Annotated in this window: 12 protein-coding genes and 1 riboswitch; of the genes, 5 read left to right on the forward strand and 7 right to left on the reverse strand. The window is 37.3% G+C overall.

Translation table 11 applies throughout. The features are described 5' to 3' along the window. Window positions 1–309 precede the first annotated feature (309 nt). Window positions 310–6,543: an NPCBM/NEW2 domain-containing protein gene (locus MHI10_RS17345; protein ID WP_340787585.1), complete on the reverse strand. Its 6,234-nt coding sequence runs from the start codon at window positions 6,541–6,543 to the stop codon at window positions 310–312. Between the two features lie 126 nt (window positions 6,544–6,669). Continuing rightward, a riboswitch (cyclic di-GMP riboswitch) is annotated at window positions 6,670–6,753 on the reverse strand. A 311-nt stretch (window positions 6,754–7,064) separates the two neighbouring features. On the opposite strand from MHI10_RS17345, the gene MHI10_RS17350 reads away from it, so the two are divergent. Further along, the gene (locus MHI10_RS17350) at window positions 7,065–7,592 is read left to right on the forward strand and encodes a DUF5698 domain-containing protein (RefSeq protein ID WP_340787587.1); all 528 of its coding nucleotides are present in this window, start codon (window positions 7,065–7,067) and stop codon (window positions 7,590–7,592) included. A gap of 271 nt (window positions 7,593–7,863) precedes the next feature. Here MHI10_RS17350 and MHI10_RS17355 read toward each other — a convergent pair whose 3' ends face one another. Next, window positions 7,864–11,505: a GLUG motif-containing protein gene (locus MHI10_RS17355; protein WP_340787588.1), complete on the reverse strand. Its 3,642-nt coding sequence runs from the start codon at window positions 11,503–11,505 to the stop codon at window positions 7,864–7,866. Between the two features lie 198 nt (window positions 11,506–11,703). On the opposite strand from MHI10_RS17355, the gene MHI10_RS17360 reads away from it, so the two are divergent. The 3 genes from MHI10_RS17360 to MHI10_RS17370 are packed head-to-tail and all read left to right on the forward strand — an operon-like array spanning window position 11,704 to window position 13,822. Further along, a complete protein-coding gene (locus MHI10_RS17360) occupies window positions 11,704–12,204 on the forward strand; it encodes a DnaA N-terminal domain-containing protein (RefSeq protein ID WP_340787589.1) in 501 nt (166 codons plus the stop codon). A 32-nt stretch (window positions 12,205–12,236) separates the two neighbouring features. Then, window positions 12,237–12,923, forward strand: a complete 687-nt coding sequence (locus tag MHI10_RS17365) for a Dph6-related ATP pyrophosphatase (RefSeq protein ID WP_340787592.1) — start codon at window positions 12,237–12,239, stop codon at window positions 12,921–12,923. A gap of 59 nt (window positions 12,924–12,982) precedes the next feature. Beyond that, on the forward strand, window positions 12,983–13,822 hold the full coding sequence (locus MHI10_RS17370) for a YitT family protein (protein WP_340787594.1): 840 nt from the start codon (window positions 12,983–12,985) through the stop codon (window positions 13,820–13,822). Between the two features lie 69 nt (window positions 13,823–13,891). Here MHI10_RS17370 and MHI10_RS17375 read toward each other — a convergent pair whose 3' ends face one another. Both MHI10_RS17375 and MHI10_RS17380 read right to left on the reverse strand, forming a co-directional pair. Beyond that, window positions 13,892–14,194, reverse strand: coding sequence for an excinuclease (locus MHI10_RS17375; protein WP_340787597.1), 303 nt, complete (start codon window positions 14,192–14,194; stop codon window positions 13,892–13,894). A gap of 529 nt (window positions 14,195–14,723) precedes the next feature. Further along, entirely contained in the window at window positions 14,724–15,632 is a 909-nt protein-coding gene (locus MHI10_RS17380) for a LysR family transcriptional regulator (protein ID WP_340787601.1), read from the reverse strand. 261 nt (window positions 15,633–15,893) lie between these two features. On the opposite strand from MHI10_RS17380, the gene nhaC reads away from it, so the two are divergent. Beyond that, window positions 15,894–17,327, forward strand: a complete 1,434-nt coding sequence (nhaC, locus tag MHI10_RS17385; protein ID WP_340787603.1) for a Na+/H+ antiporter NhaC — start codon at window positions 15,894–15,896, stop codon at window positions 17,325–17,327. An 89-nt stretch (window positions 17,328–17,416) separates the two neighbouring features. Here the strand turns inward: nhaC and MHI10_RS17390 are convergent, their stop codons facing one another. The 3 genes from MHI10_RS17390 to MHI10_RS17400 form a co-directional block, all read right to left on the reverse strand. Then, window positions 17,417–18,364 (reverse strand): AEC family transporter, encoded by a 948-nt coding sequence (locus tag MHI10_RS17390; protein ID WP_340787605.1) that lies wholly within the window; start codon window positions 18,362–18,364, stop codon window positions 17,417–17,419. Window positions 18,365–18,383: 19 nt separating this feature from the next. After that, entirely contained in the window at window positions 18,384–19,550 is a 1,167-nt protein-coding gene (locus MHI10_RS17395) for a M20 family metallopeptidase (protein ID WP_340787608.1), read from the reverse strand. A 358-nt stretch (window positions 19,551–19,908) separates the two neighbouring features. After that, window positions 19,909–21,117, reverse strand: coding sequence for an SEC-C metal-binding domain-containing protein (locus MHI10_RS17400; RefSeq protein WP_340787610.1), 1,209 nt, complete (start codon window positions 21,115–21,117; stop codon window positions 19,909–19,911). Between the last annotated feature and the right edge of the window lie 419 nt (window positions 21,118–21,536).

A 21,536-nucleotide genomic window follows, 5' to 3' on the forward strand; every position in this document is an offset into this window, starting at 1 on the left:
TTTCTGACAAATTTATGCATCAAGAATATTTTACACCCATTGAACACACGAAAAAACCTAAGCTCAGCATAATACCGCACTTAGGTCTTAACAGTTATTTAACTTAATTCAGCAGAAGTCCCCTACTTCTATAAGTGGGGGATGAATGCCAAAAAGGCAATTCTATTCAGTGGGGGTTCAAACCCCGGCTGAATCAAGTTAAGCCCCGGCGGATGCCACAGATTTTTAAGGGAAGTTTTTCGAGCAAGCCCGAAAAAATCTGGACGCAATTACGCCGAGGCGTAATTGATTAGATTATTTTACAGTCGCTTACTGATGTTCAATCATCGAGATAATTTGAATAGAATTGCCTTCTACTTCATAAACCATGTAGAGAGTATAAAGACCTTTATCCTCTTCTGTTAGATCAATCGTATATTGATCTGCATTTGCTTCTAGATCATCAACATTAATAACAACTTCTTCAAATGTTTGATTATGTCTAATCGCAATTTGAGAAGGGTTTACATGTTTGCCATCTAAACCTTTTACTACATTTTCTACAGTAAAGATAGAATCTTGTCCAGTTATAGCAGGCATTTCGATTACTTGAGGATCAGCCATTAGATTTTCTAATTTCTTTAATCCTTGTAATGGGGAGAAGTCTGTCACTTCATTGCCCGTAATATCCAATGTTATTAAGTTTTCCGCATATTGTAAGCCTTCAAGATCTGTTACGCGCTCTGTTCGAGATGAAGTCGTAGTTAGGCTTGTTAGCTTATACATATCCTCTAGTGTAATATCACCTGTAATGTCTAATGTTTGTTTAATATATGTGCTTAAAGCTTGATCTGGTATCGTGATTATTTGACTCATATCAATCGCTATTAAAGCTTCCTCTGCTTGTTTTAACATCTCTACTGCTTGATCTATGTCTGTTTGTGTAGATTGATTATTTGCCAAAACGGCTTCTGCTCGTGCAATACTTGCTTGTAAGGTAGCCATACTTTCTTCCGTATAGTCTTCCTCTTCGATTGACTTCGCTGCTTCTATTGCCGCTATTAATTGTTGTGTATCTAAATACACAGATACTAAATCTTGTTGTGCTTGTTTTAACATTTCAACCACTTCATCAACGTCTGATTGTGTTGCCTTCTTATTAGCTAATATGGCTTCTGCTTGTGCAATGCTTGCTTGTAAGACAGAGATACTTTCTTCTGTATAGCCATCCGCTTGAATTGACTTCGCCGCTTCTAGAGCCGCTATTAATTGTTGTGTATCTAAATACACGGATACTAAATCTTGTTGTGCTTGTTTTAACATTTCAACCGCTTCATCAACTTCTGATTGTGTTGCCTTTTTATTTGCTAAAATCGCTTCTGCTTGTGTGATGCTCGCTTGTAAAGCTGCGATACTTTCTTCTGTGTAGTCTTCCGCTTGAACTGATTTTGCTTCTTCAATTGCTGTTTTTAAATGTTGTGTCCATACACTATTTGCGTTAGCGAAATGTAATTTAGCATCTCCCCAGGTTGCATGGTCAGAGCCATTACCATTACCACCATCCGTTACAACTAATTTAAGTTCCCCGGCACCACTAATATTCACTTCCGTAAATTTTTGAGGGTCTCTTGAGTTCATTAAACCACTGTCGAATTGCATTTCGCCATCAACAAACACTTGAAACACAACAGAACCAACAGTACCATACATTTGGCGGTCTACACCGACAAATGAAGTAAAGTAATCTGCATCTTTATCTGTTAAATCATAAACAATCGTGGAATTAGAGTGTGCACCAATACCTTTTTCGTACGATTTTTCACTGCCGTCTTCTCCCGTTAATCGTAACGTATTGCCACTAACAGATACATCTTTCCTTGGCGCTGTGTAGCTGTTTTGAGTAGATGTCCAGTCGAAATCAGATACATAGTTGTAATCATCCATATTAACAACGGAGATCGTTCTATTCATTGTGATTTCATTGCCGTCGCTGTCCGTAACCGTATAAGTAATTTCATATTTACCAGCGCGGTCAAAGTTGACTTGTTCGATGCCTGTCACTTGTACAGCAGCCGTTAAATCGCCATCCTCTGCATCCATTGCAGAATACTCTTCATTGATGTCAATCGGCGTACCTACTTTTGTTGCAGTTGACTTAGGAATTGTAAGCTGCGGAAGTCCGTTTGAAATATAAAACTTCGCATCTGCAAAGTCTGCATGGTCAGATTGATTCCCATTACCCGAATCACTTGCAATGAGTGTTAATTGTTTCACATCTTTTACTGGAATTTTCACAGCTTTTGCTTCTGTGTCATACTTCATCACACCGCTGTTAAATACTTCTTTGCCATCTGCTAAAACTTTAAATGTCACACTTGACTTTGTGTTTGCCTCAATATTTTGATCGACCCCTACAAGCATTTCAAAGTAATCGTAGTTTTTGCCTTCCAGGTCGTACACAATTTCAGAATTCGCATGTGTACCAATCCCTTTAGCGAATTCTTTTGTTTCGCCATTTACAAGTATTTTAATGGATCCCCCACTCGAAGACTTATCTTTATTCACCGTTTTCCAAGCCGTTTGTGCCGATTTCCACTCTGTATCACTTGCGAATGTAGCATCGCTGTATACATAAATTTCTCTTGTCTGAGTAACTGTATGACCGTCACTATCCGTAACAGAATATTGTACAGTGTATGTGCCTGTTTTATTTACGTTAAAGTCATTTAATGTTACTTTTACGTGTTCGATTAAATTGCCATCTTCTGCATCAAATGCTTCAACATTTTGCATAAAATCAAAATCGCTGTTTAACTTCACAAATGTAAGCTCATCAAATACGTTTAATGTAGGTTGGCTAGAATCAACTGTAAACTTCGCATCCGCCCATACGGTATGATCCGATGCGTTCCCATTATTGGCATCCGTCGTTATTAGTTTCACTTCTTTTGCACCTGCTACAGGAACTTTGATAAATTCATGTTCGGTATTTGCTTTAAATACATCGCTCCCAAACATCTTCTCATCATCTACCCATACTTCAAATGTTGCTGATGAAGGTCTCCCTTTCATCGCTTGGTCGATGCCGATATAGCTTTCAAAGAAGTTAAAGCCTTTTCCTTCGATATCGTAAACAACTTCCGAATTCGCATGTGCACCGATGCCTTTCGTATACGTTGCATCGAGACCTTGTCTAAGAAGTGTAATGGCTTTACCAGATGGCGCTACGTCTTTTTTCAAACCACCATACTGGATATTTGCTAATTTAGCTTCCATATCAGAAATATACGTAAAATCACTCGTTACCGTTACGTTAGTTGTTTTGGTAGCCGTAATATCTGCATTTTTTACTTCATAAACAATTTCATAGTTACCCTTTTTCGTCACATCAACATTATTTGATTTAATAACGATGTCTTTTGTAATATCTTTTCCTTCAAAGCTTAATGCTTTTACATAATCCATTGGGTCAAATTGTTCGTTTAATTTTAGCGTTACTTGGTCTTCCACTGCAATTGTTGGTTTGAATGAATTAAACTCTACAGGTTCTGAAGCTTTCAATTTTTTATCATAAACAACAATTTGATACGAATAGTTTTTAGTAGTATCCACATTTGTATCTTCAAAACTATTCGTCGCAGTAAATCCGATTACTTTACCATCTCTTATTACCTCGAATCCTAAAAAATCTTCCGCGTAACTTTTATCGATTGTAAAGTTTAATTTATTTATATTTTTTGCTGCATCTGGAAGTACATTCGTTCCAATAGAGATTTTTTTATCTTGAATGCCTTTCCCTTTGTAATCTACTACTGAGTTATTTAAGTACCATGTTTTCCCCTCAGGCTTCTTGTACTTACTCGTCAATTTTCTCGTTTCATCACTAACGATAAATCCGTGTCTTGCGAAATGTTCACTTAAATCAAGCCCTACTACTTCAGATGAGAATTCAACTAAATATTGTTGTTTAGAAAATTCGCCATCTGTTAGTTGTACGTCTCGCTCTCGGTACAGACTATTTAATTTTGCCCAATAGCCCGGACTCAGCATTTCTAGCTGCCAAAATACGGATAACTTTTCAAAGTAATCTTGGCTGATGTAATCTTTTAAATTTTCTTCGATGACGTTTTTATAAATTTTTGCCTCATATGGAATACGTTGATCAATCTTACCGTAATATGCCGACATATATTGAGGTAACATGTTATTCGTTACTTCACCATATAATCGAGCGTTCATATCCATTCTATGTCCAATTTCATGAGTTAAGCCCCAGTTAGGACCTCCCACTTCAAACGGAAGTAAAAGATTCGCCATCACATCGCCTTGTATACCGATATGGTCCGTATACGCATACATATAACCGAATGGCTGTGCAAGTCGTACATTTTCCCGAATGAATTTCGGATCGTGACTTTCACTTCTCGCATCTAATCCGTAATAGTTAAATATTTCTTCCATATGTGTATTGTATGATTCTATCGTCTGTAACGGGCTATAGCCATTTTCTATATACGTTTTATATGCACCTGTTGCAGTACCTGTCCATACAATATGATCACTTACAAATTCGAAAACATCTAAAACTTCTCGATTTTCCTTATTTGGATGTTTCGCAATATCTTCATCTATTTTCATTTTATATTCTTGTAAAAATGTTTTAAATTGTGCAACGTCCGTACCTTTTGTTGCGAACGGAATTTTTATAGCACCTTCAAATCGAATTTTAGGAGCTTTGCCTTGTTGTTCTTTTGTATATGGATTACTAATGTAAATACTTCCACCAGGTGTTATATCATTTTTATACCAATTATCTTTATTCACTTTTGGAACAGTTATTTCATTTTTACCTGGTGACAGTGTAACTTCTCTTCTCCAATTGGCGAAAGAACCTTCTTGTTGAGCAAATGCTAACTTCGGTAATGGACCATTTGTATCTGCATCCACATATACCGTAATTTTATCTCCTGGCTGAGCTGCAAATCCAGTCGGCTGAAGATTGTTACCGAAACCAAATTTCAACCTATCCTTCGCATGCTTCACCATATCTCCGCGTTGTTCCGCTTCAACAATCGTTCCTCCAACAGCTAATTCACCATTTACAATCGATTTCGCTAAATCTAAGCGTTCTTTTAAAATATTATATAAAGGATGCTCTTTTGCTTCATTTTCTAGAGCATTGATTTGATCGATGTTATTGAACTCAGGCACAAGCGCACTCATTGTACCGTCCGTGAAGATGCTATTGACCTTGTCTTGGATTACGTCTTCTTTATAAAAGGCTAATTCATTCAATGTTGCCCAGTTTTGATTTGATTTTTTGAACTTAAACTTCACGCGTTTAAATGTCGTTGGTTCAAATTTTGCTTCTATTAAACCTGAAATCATTCCATGTCGACCCGTTGCAACATGCTGGTACGTATCACCTGTAGATGTCCCTGATGCATAAATTTCAAATTCCTCAGCAAACCCTTTTCGGTCAGAGTTTCTTGCCCCGTACATAATGCGATTTAGTTTTACTGCTTCTTTGAATTCTACTTCTACTTCATTTGAGAAACTAGCTGAATTCGCCTTGTTCGTTTCCCAATATGTATCTAAATTCCCATCAATAGCATTTCCGATGACAGCAGTAGAATAGTGCCCCGCATTGTTTCGGATACTTTTAATATTTTCGTAGTCCATTCTATATAGCTTTGAGTAATCTTCATTCGCAAAGTGTGAGAATGTTTGTGTTGCAGCTGTAGTTGCTTCGATTTCACCCTGATTTATTAATGCATAAGCATTTTCTAAATCCTCTTTAAATAACGGATAGAGTGGGTGATTTTTCACTTCTTCTGTTAATTGATGAATTGCCTCAGCCGAATTAAATTCTTCGCTTACTGCGCTAAAAGTATCATCTGTAAATAATGTAGCCATCTTTTCAGATACCGCATCTTCTTTATAAAAACCAATCTCGGCTGCACTTGCCCAGTTTTGATTTGCTTTTTTATAAACAAATTTTAAACGCTTAAAATCTGCTGGTGCAAATTGAATTTCAACGATATCTCCTGTTGACCCTTTGTACTCACCAGAAGTAACAAGAGTAAAATCATCACCATCATTCGTTGATGAACGGTAAATTTCAAATTCTTGTGCAAAACCTTTCCCTTTTGCACCTGATTGACGAGCTGCATATACGATGCGATTTAATGAAGTTTTTTCGTCAAAGTTAAATGTCACTTCATTTGTGAATGTTGCACTGTTTGCTCTCCCTGTTTCCCAATGCGTATTCATCTCTCCATCGATTGCTTTCTCAAGTTGAGAATTCGGATAATTTCCACCGTTGTTTGTAATGGATGTAATATTGACATTCGCCATTTTAAACGTTTCATTATAGGCATGTAATAAATCATTGCCATATAAACTAAACTTATTAACAGTCGCATGCGGAACTTGTTCCACCTGATTGCTAATAACCGTTGTTGTCACTTTCGATTGTTGATGCTGATCTGCGAATACATGGATTGGCGCATTGACTAAACTTAATGTCATTGCCGCAGCTGTTGCAATTTTTACGACCTTCATATTCATTTCCTCCTAATGACTTAATCCCAAAAAAGCACATAAAAATAGAAGCCACCCTAAAAAAGAGTAGCTTCTATTTTTATAAAGTTTACATAACTTTATATTAACAAAAAGTAAAATGTACTCTTTGGCAACTGGCTGACATAGTTTTTCACCGTAGTCCCTATAGCTTTGCGTCCCGAGATTTCTCAAGGTTTGCCTATTTGATTGATTAATCCATACAATAGCATAATAAAATTTTGCTCCCAAGAATAATTTAGACTATTTGGTTATTATTTCTAGTATACAAATATTAGGTGTATCATTTTCATTTTCGTATAATATTATTATTTTAAAATAATAATCAGTCGTTATTTAAAAAATTAAGGGTATTTAGCCTTCCTCAAACCATCATAAATAGAACTTATACAGATTATTAAACAAACGTATACAGTAGAACTAAAAGACTATACATATAAATTGCATTTAAAATCCGTTCCATATATGATGGGCATATTCTAGTAGGAAAGGATTCGATTTCAATGAAAGAAATTATACTTATTTTATTACTTCAACTAATATATGTACCTTTATTTACACTTCGTACGATTTTCCTAGTAAAGAATATTACTATGCTCGCATCGTTAATTGGGATTGTCGAGATGCTCATTTATGTGTTCGGTCTGTCACTTGTATTTAGTGGCGATCAAGGGTTCCTTGCAATGGTCGTTTATGCTGTCGGATTTGGTATTGGGATTATTATCGGAACGCGCATTGAACAAAAACTCGCAATTGGCTATATTTACGTAATGATTAATACACAAAATCGCAATGAAGAATTAATCAAAATTATTCGTGAAGAAGGATTTGCCCTAACGACATACGTAGGCGAAGGACGCGACAGTCAGCGATATAAATACGAAATTTTAACAAATCGTAATCGCGAGAAGGAATTGTTTATGCTCGTGCAGCATTATGAGCCAACTGCGTTTATTATTTCCTATGAGCCGAAATCGTTTAAAGGCGGTTTTTTGGTTAAACGGATGAAGCAGCATAAGAAACATGAATAACCATTCAGCGGTCCCAATATGAAAAAGTGAAGAACAACAATATGCTTTAACCGTTATGACGAATGTATAAAAACTATTGTATAGTACTAGGTTGGGAGAAATTCGAAGTCGATACAGACGTATACATGCAAAAAATCGTTTCTCCCATTCTAGTATTTGATTCCTTATTTAAAATATGTATTGCTAGGCATAAAAAAGAAATGAGCCGATCTTGCACTCATTTCTTCCTGTACCTTCGTATCTGATCATATACATACGCGTGATTTCTGTTCTATTGCTTCTTCAACCTTGGATAATCTGTAATCGTACCAAAATCCCAAATATCAGTATCCCAACCAATGTAGATTGTTACTTCTGTTCCTTCTTTCATTTCGACAGTTGTGTGTGGCGTTCCTTTTCCAATATCTGATTGTCCTGTTGTATCACTATCGTAATAGCTGCTAGTTATGCTTCCACTAATTACATATCCGACCAAGCCGCCTACATTATTACTAGTTCCAGTCACATTGCCTGTCGCATAGCTATTTTTTATGCTTCCAGAACTACGCCCGACCAAGCCGCCTACTTGATACTGTCCAATCACACTGCCTGTCGCGTGGCTATTTTCTATGCTTCCAGAACTAACCCATCCGACCAAGCCGCCTACATAATCAGTTCCCTCCACACTGCCTGTCGCATAGCTATTTTCTATGCTTCCAGACCTAACCCATCCGACCAAGCCGCCTACTTGACCAGTTCCCTCCACACTGCCTGTCGCGTGGCTATTTGATATGCTTCCAGAACTAAGCCCGACCAAGCCGCCTACAAAATAACTTCCCTTTACATATACATCCTCCAAGTGAACATTTTGCAATTCTCCATTCAGCTGACTAAAGAATCCAACATTATTATTACTCGGCTGATTAATCGTTACATGACTGATTTTATTCCCGTCTCCATCAAAATGACCATTAAAGACAAATGGTGTCCAACTTTCACTTGACATATCAATATCAGCGGTTTGTTTGAAGTAAACATCAGGTCCATCTAAGCCTGCCATCGCTTGTAATTTGGCAACAGAATCGATTAAATATGGATTTGCGGCACTTCCTATATTAGAAATTACTGCTGTTGTTGCGTTACTTGTAACTGTTCCTGAGTAATTACCTGCTCCTGTTGCTACAACTCGGATGAATTTACCTACATCATTTGCAGTTAGAATATATGTTTTGCTTTTTGCTGTTGGAATATCTGTAAATTCTCCAGTTGCCGTATCCGCAATTTGCCATTGATAAGTTACTGGTGCGCCTACTGGTGTTACTGCACCTGCTGTTAACACCTCTCCCAATAAAGTCGTGCCTGTAATCGCATCAATAGCTGTTATTGGTGTTGTAACTGCTGGTTTTTCCCATAATGTTGGGTAATCTGATGTTGTGCCGAAATTCCAGATGTTAATATCCCAGTTAGTGTAGATTGATGCTGATGGTGTTCCTTCTTTCATTTCGACAGTTGTACGTCGGATTCCGTGACTGTTATCTGGTTGTCCTGTTGTATCACTGTCGTAATAGCTGTTTGTTATGCTTCCACTAATTACATATCCGACCAAGCCGCCTACATCACCAGTTCCAGTCACATTGCCAGTCGCGTAGCTATTTGTTATCCTTCCACCGCTATACCCGACCAAACCGCCTACATCACTAATTCCATCCACACTGCCTGTCGCGTAGCTATTTATTATCCTTCCAGAACTATATCCGACCAAGCCGCCTACGGTATCACCAGTTCCAGTCACACTGCCTGTCGCGTAGCTATTTGTTATGCTTCCATTAATATTTACAATACCGACCAAGCCACCTACATCGTTATTTCCCTCCACTTTGCCTGTCGCGTAGCTATTTGTTATGCTACTAGCAGAACTACCGACCAAGCCGCCTACATAATCACCAGTTCCAGTCACACTGCCTGTCGCGTAGCTATTTTCTATGCTTCCATAACTATTTCCGACCAAGCCACCTACAGTACGAGTTCCCTCCACACTACCTGTCGTGTAGCTATTTGTTATGCTTCCAGAACTTAAACCGACCAAACCGCCTACATTACGAGTTCCCTTTACATCCACATCCTCCAAGTGAACATTTTGCAATTCTCCATTCAGCTCACTAAAGAAACCAATATTATCACTATTTGGCTGATTAATCGTTACATAACTGATTTTATTCCCGTCTCCATCAAAATGTCCTTCAAAGACAAATGGTGTCCAACTTTCACCTGTCATATCAATATCGGCAGTCTGTTTGAAGTAAACACCAGCCCCATCTAAGCCTTCCATTGCTTGTAATTTGGCGACAGAATCGATTAAATATGGTTTTGCGGCACTTCCATCTTCAATCATGCTATTTACAGTAATTGGTTGACGAGCTGTTTCCCCATTTACAGTAATGATTACTTCCGTATCTGCCGTTGTTAATACCGCACCATCGATTGGGTTTGTAGTAATTCCGTTTGACGGGAAGTCCACCCATGCTACATCTTCGGTCGTTCCATCTAATCTTTGTAACGTCACTTTTAAACCTGTTAAATCTAGTTTTTCCCCTTCAATATATACATTTGTTGGTGGTGTCTTTACTGATACAACGGTTACAGGATTCGATGGAACAGATGCTGCGTTAACGATAATCGGTTGACTCACCGTTCGTCCCTCGACAGTAATGATTACCGCTGTATCCGCTGTTGTTAACGGTGTCCCTTGAGTTGGGCTTACCGTAATTCCTTTTGATGCAAACGCTCCAAAACCAACTTCTTCTTCCGTCCCATTCGATTTGTGCAACGTGACGACTAAAGCTGCTAAATCTAGTGATTCCCCTTCAAAGTAAGTTTCTTTTGGTGGTGTTTTTACCGTTACCGAAATCGTACTTGGCGGAGATGGATTGGGCGGTGGTGTCGGTGGTGGGCTTGGTGTTGGTGCTGGCTCCCACCCTGAATCCGATGAAACGGTTTCATTCAATTTCTTTGCGATCCATTCGTTCCCTTCCTTATTAAAGGAGAATTCATATTCGACACCGCGAATCTTCACTTTAAACGACTCTTTCGGAATGGCTTCCTCTGACACAAAGGTGATTTTGACAACATCCCCGTCCCGATACATCCGCGCAATGACACCTGTTGTCACCACTTCAATTTCTTGATCCGTTGAAAACATTTCCGCCAAACCTTCTACTGACACGTTAAATGTTAAATTCTGTGCTGGTTTTGGCTCGGTTGTAGGGGGCTGTTCTATATTCGGTTCTTCCTCTACCTCCTGGCTTACCATTGATAGAATAATTTCCTCTGCACGCACGACAAAGACTGCTAGTTGTCCGCGTGTTACGTGCGAGGTCCCATCAAACTCAGTTGCCGTTTGTCCTGTTGTAATGCCATTTGTGTAAAGCGCTAAAATATAATCCTCGTAATCTTTATGCACATCCGTTAATGGCATTGTTGCGCCTTTTGGTGACTGTAAATGAAAGGCTTCCACCAATATTTTCGCTAAATGATTGCGCTGGAGTGGTTCGTTCGCGCGGAATGTTCGATCCTCGTAGCCGTTAATAATGCCGGCTTGTGCTAAAGCAGCAATCGCCCCGTAATAAGGATTGCTTGGTGTAACATCGGTAAATCCTGGATTCACTATATCTTCCGTTTCTAGCCCTAATATCCCTGCCATAATCTTCGCGAGTTGTCCACGTGTAATCGCTGTATTCGGCTTAAACGTTTGATCGCCATATCCCGCTACGATCCCGCGCTCAGCTAGTTCATGCACGGCGTCATAGTAATAAGCGGATTCGGGAACATCTGAAAAAGCGGCTGCTTGTGCGTATACGGGCGCAACGATCGGAACAGAACTGACCGCTAATGTGATACCTACTGTTGCTTTCAAGAATTTTTTATGATTCCCCATTTTGATTCTCCTTTCTTTTTAATCGTTTAGATGATTAAATATTCAGTCATCTCTTCCATTTTAAATCGCAAAGGTTAAAACTGGGTTAAAAAAATAGAGGGTTTCAAAAATAATCAAAAAGTACTATTTCAAATAGAAACTATGGATTTTTTATTTTGCTTACAGTTAATGATATTATAAAACAAGAGGTGATTTAAAATGGAGAACGAAAAACGGATCATTGAATTGTTACAAGAAATAAAACAAGAGCAGCAAAGATTACACATACGTTTTGATGAAATGGATGAAAACGTCGCATTCCTCGCTGGCGAAATCGGAAAGCTGTCTATGCATACAGTCACTCCAACAATGGAGGAAAACGAATCCACAACGCACTACTTTGAAGCAAATGAACAATTATCGAATGAGTCATCGATAATTCCTATAAATGAAACAATCAGCTTTGAAAATTTAGGGGAACTATGGAATCATGTTTTATCGCAAGTGAGCCAGGAAGTTTCGAAACCAAGCTTTGATACATGGATTAAGTCTTCAAAATTATTGTCTTATAATGAAAACAATGCAACGGTGACAATTACTGCACCGAATGCCTTTGCTCGTGATTGGCTTGAAAATCATTTTAGTCATTTAATTAAGGGGATATTAACACGGCTTACCGATGAAGAATTATCCATTGAGTTTGTCGTCCAAAACGATTAAAACGAATGCTTAGATGAATGGAGTCACTAATAATGGGAAGTTTGAAAGATTGGAAAACGGGGGCTGACAGTCAAACGTTTGTTGCCTCCTTTAGTGGGGGAAAAGATAGTACACTCGCTTTATACGAGGCCATGAAAACGGGGCATGCAGTCGGTTTAATTATTGTGCTAGAGGAAGATGGGAAACGCTCCCGCTCACATGGTATGACCGTCGATTTTATAAAAGCACAAGCCGAGTCGATTGGCTTACCGATTCATTTGGCGGCTGCTAGTTGGGCAAACTATGAAGAAACATTTATTGAAATGCTACATAAGATGAAAAGTTTGGGAGCAGATGCACTTGTGACAGGTGATCTTGATATGCCTGAGCACGGTTGTTGGCATGAAAAAGTCGCAAACATCGCAAACTTAAAACTCGGCATGCCTTTATGGCAAGTTGATCATTTAGAAGTAGTGGAACGCTTCATTCATTTAGGTTTTAAAACAATCATCACGACTGTTAACTTAACACTAGGTATGCAGGAGGATGATTTAGGGAAAGTATTAACATATGAGTATGTGCAAGAGCTAAAATCTCGAGGCATTGATCCTTGTGGAGAAGGTGGCGAGTTCCATACAACCGTAATTGATGGACTTATTTTTAAACAGCCGATTGCTTTCCAACCGTGCGAAATTATTCGAAAAGAGAACTATGCCTTTTTACCACTCAAATTAATTTAATTGTTGTTTGAGAAAAAGCTATTCGCTCAAAAAATTCATTCACAAACGGTGGTGTAAAAATGAAAAAAGTTACAATAGATATTTTGATTATGATGATTGGCGCATTCCTCTTTGCACTGGCGATCAACTTATTCGTCATTCCAAACGAATTAGGTGAGGGCGGTGTAACAGGTGTAACGATTATTCTTTATTATGTAATGGAATGGTCACCGAGTATTGTCAGCTTTGCAATTAATGCTGTCCTTATCGCGATCGGCTATCGATTTCTTAGTAGACAAACGACGATTTATACCATTATCGCCGTAACATTGCTTTCTATTTTCTTACATTTAACAGAATCTTGGTCCATCAAGTCCGATGAAATTATGATTAATGCGATTTTCGGTGGGGTTTTTGTTGGTGTTGGGATTGGATTAATTATCCGCGTCGGTGGTACAACTGCCGGCACGACCATTTTAGCAAGAATCGCGAATAAATTCCTTGGATGGAATATTAGCTATGCACTCCTATTTTTCGATTTAATCGTTGCCTTTTCATCGTATTTCATTATTGGTGCAGAAGCACTTATGCTCACGATTATGATGCTTTACATTGGAACAAAGGTGATGGAATTCGTGATTGAAGGTGTGAACCCTCAAAAAGCGGTGACCATTATTTCAAAAAATCCAAATGCCATCGCAGATCAAGTAAGCTCTAAAATGAATCGTGGTGTCACGGTTTTATCTGGGCACGGCTATTATACGAAGGAACAAAAGGAAATTTTATATATCGTAATTAGCAGACAAGAAGTTATAAAGCTTAAAAATATCGTAAAAGCGTTAGACCCAGATGCCTTTATTGCAGTCCATGATGTACGAGATGTATTTGGAAAAGGCTTTATTGAGCTATCAAAATCTTAGTTTAAACGAATGAAGCCGCGCAACCTTATTGATTGCGCGGCTTTTATTATGGTTGTTTGTTAATCCAGTCTACCCTTCCACATAATTCGCTTCAAGTAAACGCGCGATTTCCATTGTTTTCTCTAAAACATCTGGATGAGAAACCGCTACATAAATTTCACCTTCGAAAAAGCGGAATGGGATTTTTACATCTTCGAAATGCCACATAAAAAAGTGACCTGCAATCTTCATGTGCACCCCATCTTGGCTCGCACCAAATGAATCATTATATTCGAAATCCGACTTTTTCGCGAAAAAGCTTTGGCATTCCTCTATGCTCAACGTTGGATTTCCTTCTTTATCAAGACGTGTAATTTTATATCGTGTGTTCATGAAACAAGCTCCTTCAATTAACTTACTTTCGTATTATTATAGTTGGTTGCATTTGATTAAGCAAAGGAGGGTGACTTGATAATCCCCTCAAAATGGGGTTTGGCTAGTTCCTACACCAATTCGGCAAGTTTTCCATGTGTTTTGGCGAGTTCCCCTTAAAAATCGACTAGTTTTAACTGATTAATGGCTAGTTTACGAAGATCTCTGGCTAGTAAAAGTAAGATAGAGGAAAGCTTGCCCTCAGAAAGTGCTTCTAATTGCGAAAAAATGAAGTGATTGAACTTGGGCGAGTTGCGCAGTGGCGTAAGATGGTTGATTGAATTAAGTTCAAAGATGAAAAATATCCTCTCTTGCAGTGTTCGCTATGCTAAAGAGGATACTCTTATGAAAACGTCATGGCGGATAAACTAATACTTTTTATCATTTAAAACGACTAATTTCTGTCCTTATTTTGACTAGGTTTTATCTATAAGTCCTCATGCGAATTTTAGTTTTTCGTGCCCTAAATAAATGTAACTTTCTCTTAGTATCACCTTAAATCGCTCGCCTCAACTGCTATTTTTTTTATTATTTCTATGATTCTATTTGAAGCCGATGTCCTGTAGCGATCTTTTAACATAATCAAACTTTGATAGCTATACAAGTAACTTGAAGATACTTTCACCATCGGAGGTAATTTCATTTCTTCTTGTAGCTGTAAAAAACTTTGGGGCACAAAAGAGATACCTACACCTTTTCTCACCATTAATAATATTGGTAAAGAGGTAGTTCCCCAGTAGACAATATTTGGTGTGAAATCACTCATATGACAAGCTTCTAATATGAAATCCGAAATGTTTTGTCCTTGGGTTGTTCTTTGCATTAAAAACTTTTCGTTGCGAAGATCATTTAGTTCAATAGTAGATTTTTGTAATAAATGATGATCTGGAGGTAAAGCCAATAATAATGGTTCTTTCAATAGTTTAATTATTTCTATATCTTCTGGTTGATAAGTATTTCGCACGAGACCGATATCAATTTCATTATTCCTAAGCTCTCGTAAAATATCTGTGTACTTGCCTTCCCTTACGTCCAATGTAATATTTAATGACTGTTTATTAATTTCTTCGATAACGCTTGGTATGATAGTAATATTTGCGGATGTTGATGTTCCTATCCGAACAATCCCCTTTACTCCTTCACTATGTTCTGTAATTTCTTTCACAATATTTTCCGATGATGATAGTAATTCTTTAGCGCGCTCATATAGTAGTTGCCCAGTTTCAGTTACGAGCAGTCTTTTTTTATATCTCTCAAATAAAGTTACATTTAATTCCTCTTCTAGTTTTCGTATTAACATACTTAACGGTGGTTGTGACATCTTGAGCACTTTCGCTGCCTTTGACACACTACCTTCCTCTACTACCGTTACAAAGCAATGAAGTCGGTGTAAATTCATCTATATTCACTTCCCTTACTAGAAATTAAAACATACATAAAAAGTATCAAGTATACACTTAATATATATTTTCAATTATACTAATGTCTAATTATAATTAAAAGTATGAATTTTCTCAGTCTTTGAATTAAAGAGGCTATAAATACGATTCTAAAGTTTGGGAGCGTTTTACTACGAATGCTAGAAACAATGAGTCAAGTTAAATTAATTGTTAACTATTTTGAGTAACTTTAATACTCACAAACCATTGGAGGAATATATATGAAAAGAAAACCTACTTTGTTGGAAGCGACTCTTCCAATTATTGCAATGCTTTTGTTAACATCAATTGGATTTGCAGGATATGGTATTAAAATTGAACCCCTGTTAATTCTAGCATCACTTTTTGCTGGTATTATTGCTTTAAGAGTCGGTGCTTCTTGGGATGATATGATGTTAGGTATCCGAGAAAAGATTGATGCTGCAATGCCTGCTTTGCTAATCTTAATATCTATTGGCGTATTAATTGGAATGTGGACAATATCAGGAACGATTCCTGCAATGATATTTTTTGGACTTAAAATAATTCACCCTTCATTTATTGTCTTAATCGCATTTATCGTTTCAGCAATTGTTTCGATTGTAACTGGATCATCTTGGGGTTCAGTTGGAACTGTCGGAGTAGCTTTAATGGGTATTGCTACTGGAATGGACGTGTCATTAGCAGCAACTGCTGGCGCGATTGTTTCAGGTGCCTATTTTGGAGATAAGCTATCTCCTCTTTCAGATACAACAAATTTAGCGCCTTTAGTAGCTGGAACCGAACTACATGAACATATAAAACATATGCTTTATACGACGATTCCTGCCGCTGTTGTTGCCTTAATTGTCTATACAATTGTCGGCTTTAGTTCTTCTTCAACTAAAGTGATTGAAAGTGAACAAACTACTGCCATGTTAAACGGTTTAGGAGAAATGTTCACGTGGAGTATTTGGTTAGTTCTCCCTGCCATTATCATACTTTACGGTACAATCAAAAAATTACCGACATTACCGGTCATCATATTTTCTTCTTTTGTCGCAGGGATTATTGCAGTATTTGTTCAAGGGTTTTCAGTAAAAAATGTTTTCTTAGCTACTGTTAGTGGCTTTAACGTTACGATGGTTGAAAAGGTAGGGTTTAATTCCGAATTGGTCATTCCTGAAGTATTAAGGCTTGTCAACCAAGGTGGAATGCAATCAATGACAGGCGTTGTCTTAATTGCTTTATGTGCATTCACTTTTGCAGGTATCGTTTCTGTATCAGGTTGTCTCGAAGTGATTGTTAATGCATTATTAAAGTTAGTAAAACGCACAGGCGATTTAATTCTCGTGACGGTCTTATCTTGTATCACGACTGCACTTGTAACAGCAAACACATACTTACCATTAATTATTACAGGTGAATTATATAAAGATACGTATAAAAAACGTAATTTAGCTGCCAAAAATTTATCTAGAACATTAGAAGATTCAGGCACTGTCATTATCCCATTAGTACCTTGGTCTACGTCAGGTGTCTTTATAGCTGGAACATTAGGTGTATCCACATTTAGCTACCTTCCATGGGCAGTATTATGCTACACTGGCTTTATTTTCGCAATAATTTTAGGTTACACAGGAATTGGGATTTCGAAAATACAAGAAGACGATTCAGTAGTAAATAAAGCTAATTAAATAGGTAGGAATTCGATGATAATATCGGATTCCTTTTTTAGTTCCATTACAAATGCAAAAAAGGCAACGTTTAGCACGCCACCTTTCAACTAACTCAAATGAATCAAATATTCGTTAATAAAATACAACATTACTGGAATAATTAATAGAGAAGCAATAGTTGATACAATCGTTACAAGCGCCCCCATTTTGTAATCCCTTGAGTATTTGGCAAATAATACAGATGATAATGTTAATGCGGGCATCATCGATTGAATGATGATCACGTTTATTAGTAATCCCTTTAAATTGTTTACATTTATGATAAAAACAACGATTAATGGAAGTAACACTAATTTAATGAACACTGGAACCATCACTTCAAAATAACTAATACGCACTCGAGCAGACCGAATCGTATTTACAGTAGCTCCAATGTAAAACATCGCTAATGGGACTGCTAAAGCTGCTAAAGTACCTGTAAACTCAGTAACTAAAATAGGTACTTGAATACCTGAAACGGCGATTAATAAGCCTAAAACAATTGCTATGAGAGGTAGATTTACCATACTTTTTAACAGGCCAAAACTGAATCGCTTTTCTTGTTGCAAAAAATAAACACCAAATGTCCATATCGTAAAGTCCACGCCCGCATCAAATATAGCTGCATAAAGTGCGCCTTCTGGTCCAAATAATACAGCACAGAGCGGTATCCCGATAAATCCAGTATTTCCAAACGCAGATAAAATGGCCACTTCAATACTTCTAGCCGTATATTTTTTAAAAATAATCGTCGCAAGAAAACCTATTAACAAGCCTATCAAATTGATAATAATCGAAAAAACAAAAATAAGTCCCAGTGTTTTAACCATTTTTTGATCAATCTCAACACTAAATATACTTGATAAAATAATCGAAGGCATCGCTACATTCGTTATTAAGGTAATATACATTTTTTTCGTATCCTCATTAAATACATAAAACCTCGCAACAATTGAACCTAAAAAAATGAGCAATGCAATTAGAAAAATTGATTGAAATACAATGCCTAAATCCATAAAATTCGTCCTTTAATATTTAATTTAACTGGCAAGATTTGCTGTATAATACCATGCTAATTGCTAATAACTGCATCCGAGGTATAAGTGTATCTAGCACTAAATATTCATCTTTAGAATGCCACTTGCCACCAACAGGGCCCATTCCACAAATCGTTGGGACACCTAATGATGCAGCAAACCCAGCATCAGCCGCTCCTTTTGTCTCCGTCTCTGTGATTGGAAGATTTAAAAAGTTAGCTGCGTCTTTAACAACATCATAAATTTTCTGTACGTTTTCTGTTCGTTCCATCGGTAATATCCCCGCACCTAATGTTAATGTAGCATGAGTCCCTTCCACATAACTTTCATCAACAATCTCTTGAACCTTTCCTGTTAACTCTTCATAGTCTTTCAAGCGCCAAAACCCGACATGTACAGTGCCCGTTGCGTTAGGTGCAACAGTGTTATTTGCCGTTCCACCTGTGACTGTACCAATATTGACAGTAACACCTTTCTCATTGTCCATTAATGATTTAATTTTCAATACTTTATGTGCTAATTCGTCAATCGCACTAATTCCATCCTCAATGGCAACACCTGAATGAGATGCTTTCCCCTCAATATCAAAGCGCATATGAGCAGAACCTTTCCTTGCTGTAACTACCGAACCGTCTGGCCGAGCTGCTTCCATATTAAATACACCTAGTGCATCTCTCGTTCTTTCTTGAATGACAGATTTTGAAATAGGTGAACCAATTTCTTCATCAGGTGTAAATACTAATTCAATATCACACATATGTGCACCGGCATATTCTTTTACCGCTGCAGCCGCTATGATCATACTCACTAAACTGCCCTTCATATCTGAAACACCTGGACCGTAAGCAAACTTTCCATCCTCAAAATAAGGGCGCTCACTGACAGTATCTTTTGGAAAAACTGTATCTTGATGCCCCATTAATACGATTTTACCTGGCTTTCCCCCTTTAATCGTTGCAATAATATGATTCCCAAAATCTTTATTTTCTCTAGTAACAAATGGAATATCATATTTTTTCAAAAACTCTTGAAGGATCATTCCGATTTGATTGACACCTTCTTTATCATAAGAATAACAATCTGTATTCACCATTCGCTTTAAATATTCTTTAGCCTCAACCTCTCGTTCTTCTATAAATCGTGCAATCTCTTTTGCATACTTCATTTTAGTCACCTCTATTAATTTTTCGTTAATGCGTCATATAATTTATATGTGGATATTTTACACATTGATAAAGTAAACATTATGAATAACCAACATAAATTTTAATCTACTTATATATAGATGTAAAATATATATTAAGTATTAAAATCATATATTTTTAGTATGACACAACTAATTTTATGTATTTTTAAATGAGGTACATTCGTTGTTACTTGCCTCTAGAGCAACTGAGTATTACCAAAATAAAAAGACAGTCTCCTAATATAAGAAACTGTCCATTGATCAAAAGTTATGTTGTAAATCGTTCACGTTAGTACTTTAATTAACTCTGTGATAAATACAGCTTCTGCTTAAAACCCTACTTCCCACAACACTTCTTATACTTCTTCCCACTTCCACAAACACATGGATCATTGCGGCCAATTTTCTCTACTTGGACTGGCTCCATTTTTGAAAATGCGACTTGATTTGTAGGATTATTAGGAAATGTATTCATAGTCATTGAATAATCAAGGCGTGCATTTTTTTCAAGGCTTTCCTTACGCCATATATCTAATAATGGGTGCGATTTCCCTAATGTTTTATAATGCGCATAAAACATTTCGGCCATATCAAATACGTTCGCATAGCTATCCTGCTCGATAAATTGTTCAATAAAAGGAATGGCGTGCTCCGAAAAATGACTCACTAATGCATCGAGTAAAAACTCCTGTAATTCGATATCAGTAGTTTTTGGGAATGCTTCAAGTAACACTTGTTCTGATAACGGTGTTTTAATATGCTTCAAAATTGAAATTACATAAATCCCCTTTGCATTATCCAAAACAAACGGAGCAATCGCGTCTACTACTTCATCTGATTGCATAGCCGCTAATGCTTTTTCCAACTCTTCCATAAGAAGATCTTCATCATGGCGCTCAAGTAGCTGCACTAATAATGGAATTGCTTTTTGCACTTGCAACTTACCACAAGCATAAATGCCTAAAAGTCCAAAATCCCCATAATAATCGTCATCTATTTCCGCTAAAACCGCACGATACGCTTCATCTGCATCATACAGACCAGCTGCAATCAACTGATTTAGTATTCTCTCAGCTTGACGATAGCGGTCCATCGAAAAGTCACTAAACATTGCTTTCATATGTGCCATAAATAACTCTTTTAATGGAGCCACCTCTTCTCCTTGCTTACCTTCAAAAGCATAGAGCTGTCGTTGCAATTGCATGAAATCCTTTGTCACATACTGCTCAAATATTTGCTCGTGCTGAAAAAATAATGGTAGTGGTACATTTTCTAGAAATCCCTGCACTAACAGCTTTTGATTAACTTTTAACTGTCCTAGCCAGCTAACTAGTATTGTCAATGTCGTTTCATCTTTCCCAAATGAGCGACCATGCGAAAGTATTTTCGTTCTAGATTTCTTATGTTCCGTTGCGTAATGCATCAAATCATTCGTTAGATTTGCAGGTACTTGTGGAAAGTCGCTTATATGAAATAGCCACTCTTCCCTTAAAAGCTCATCATCTGTTAGTAAAAACGGTCGTACTTTTTCGATAAATGCTATCATCGTTGTCGCTCCTTAATTGAATTTAACTAGATTTTATAGTAAGTGTGGATCTTTAGAAAACTATTTCTTCCTATTCTATTTAATTTTGCTAAATTTCCTTGAATTACTTGAAGCCACCAAAAACTTTTTGATTTATTGGCGACACATTGTAGGTATAGTAGAATAAAATTAACTAATAGCGGTGCATTGCTTCAGCTTGCACTTAAGGGAACTAGATGCATCTAGTTCCCTTTTAATTTTTTCTTACCGTGCACCCGGTGCAAATACAATACCTGCACCGAATATACTAACAATTATAATGATATGGTCTGTGCCTAGTATCGGATCTAAATAAATTACGGCCGAACTCATTTTAATAAGTTCGGCCGTAACGGTTACCTTCTCTTTTCCACCTATATTATACCAGGTGGAGATGAGAT

Source organism: Solibacillus sp. FSL K6-1523 (genome assembly GCF_038005225.1).
Lineage (GTDB): Bacteria > Bacillota > Bacilli > Bacillales_A > Planococcaceae > Solibacillus.

What these genes read in the sequence shown, in the direction of transcription:
- MHI10_RS17345 (WP_340787585.1), bottom strand. Translation starts at nt 6,543, where the DNA reads ATGAAGGTCGTAAAAATTGCAACAGCTGCGGCAATGACATTAAGTTTA.
- MHI10_RS17350 (WP_340787587.1), top strand. Translation starts at nt 7,065, where the DNA reads ATGAAAGAAATTATACTTATTTTATTACTTCAACTAATATATGTACCT.
- MHI10_RS17355 (WP_340787588.1), bottom strand. Translation starts at nt 11,505, where the DNA reads ATGGGGAATCATAAAAAATTCTTGAAAGCAACAGTAGGTATCACATTA.
- MHI10_RS17360 (WP_340787589.1), top strand. Translation starts at nt 11,704, where the DNA reads ATGGAGAACGAAAAACGGATCATTGAATTGTTACAAGAAATAAAACAA.
- MHI10_RS17365 (WP_340787592.1), top strand. Translation starts at nt 12,237, where the DNA reads ATGGGAAGTTTGAAAGATTGGAAAACGGGGGCTGACAGTCAAACGTTT.
- MHI10_RS17370 (WP_340787594.1), top strand. Translation starts at nt 12,983, where the DNA reads ATGAAAAAAGTTACAATAGATATTTTGATTATGATGATTGGCGCATTC.
- MHI10_RS17375 (WP_340787597.1), bottom strand. Translation starts at nt 14,194, where the DNA reads ATGAACACACGATATAAAATTACACGTCTTGATAAAGAAGGAAATCCA.
- MHI10_RS17380 (WP_340787601.1), bottom strand. Translation starts at nt 15,632, where the DNA reads ATGAATTTACACCGACTTCATTGCTTTGTAACGGTAGTAGAGGAAGGT.
- nhaC (WP_340787603.1), top strand. Translation starts at nt 15,894, where the DNA reads ATGAAAAGAAAACCTACTTTGTTGGAAGCGACTCTTCCAATTATTGCA.
- MHI10_RS17390 (WP_340787605.1), bottom strand. Translation starts at nt 18,364, where the DNA reads ATGGATTTAGGCATTGTATTTCAATCAATTTTTCTAATTGCATTGCTC.
- MHI10_RS17395 (WP_340787608.1), bottom strand. Translation starts at nt 19,550, where the DNA reads ATGAAGTATGCAAAAGAGATTGCACGATTTATAGAAGAACGAGAGGTT.
- MHI10_RS17400 (WP_340787610.1), bottom strand. Translation starts at nt 21,117, where the DNA reads ATGATAGCATTTATCGAAAAAGTACGACCGTTTTTACTAACAGATGAT.